The sequence below is a fragment of the Micromonospora sp. B11E3 genome (genome assembly GCF_039871625.1).
Taxonomy (GTDB): Bacteria; Actinomycetota; Actinomycetes; order Mycobacteriales; family Micromonosporaceae; genus Micromonospora.
In genome coordinates, this window is the sequence record NZ_JBDPMC010000238.1 from 1 (window position 1) to 819 (window position 819).

Here is an 819-nt window from a genome sequence, read left to right on the forward strand (position 1 = left end):
ATTCGATCTTCTATGTGCTGCGGTCGGGCTGTCCGTGGCGGATGATGCCTCGCGATCTGGCGCCGCCGGACGCGGCACATCGCTGGTTCACGACGTGGCGGAAGAACGGGACGTGGGACGCGATCCACGACGAGCTTCGCCGGCAGGTGCGGGTCGCGGCCGGTCGTGAGCCGGAGCCGACAGCGGCGGTGCTGGACGCCCAGTCGATCAAATCCAGTGAGGGCGGCGAATGCTGCGGGTTCGACATGGGCAAGAAGACCACCGGCCGCAAGCGGCACCTGGTCGTGGACACGATGGGGCTGATCCTGGTCGTGATGGTCACCTCCGCCTCGGTCAACGACCGTCCCGGCGGCCGCCGGATCCTGCAACGACTGGCCGAGACCTTCACCACCATCGCCCTCGTCTGGGCCGACGGCGGGTATGCCAACAGCATCGACTCCACTCTGCTGACCTGGGCGAAAGAGCAGCTCGGCATCCTGCTGGAGATCGTCAAGCGCACCGACGACGTCAAGGGCTTCCAGGTCCTCCCACGCAGGTGGATGGTGGAGAGGACGCTGTGCGCCGCGAGGCGCCCTGTTGTATCCCCGGTTCAGCCGGGAGGGACTTGGAGGGAGGTTCCTGGGTCGAATGGCTTACCTGATGCTGAAAGGCTGAGGGGACAAGAGCATGCCAGCTAACCCGGCGATCGGGTCCAGTGAGCCTTTCCGCGTAACGGGTCGTGGCGTTGGGTGATCAGGTTGTGCGGTTGTGCTCGATGTGCAGGAGTACGAGGGCCGCCGCGGTGATCCTGCCGATGTTCCACGGGCACAGGCTGACGTT

General features: G+C 65.7%; 1 protein-coding gene and 1 pseudogene. One reads left to right on the forward strand and one right to left on the reverse strand.

Features of this window, described 5'->3' with window-relative positions; translation table 11 throughout:
• Positions 1-677, forward strand: a 677-nt coding sequence (locus ABGB16_RS33860; protein ID WP_347672119.1) for an IS5 family transposase, incomplete at its 5' end; no start/stop codon positions are given.
• Between the two features lie 55 nt (positions 678-732).
• On the opposite strand, the pseudogene ABGB16_RS33865 reads toward ABGB16_RS33860, so the two are convergent.
• Positions 733-819, reverse strand: a pseudogene (locus ABGB16_RS33865) (IS5/IS1182 family transposase); the annotation flags it as partial.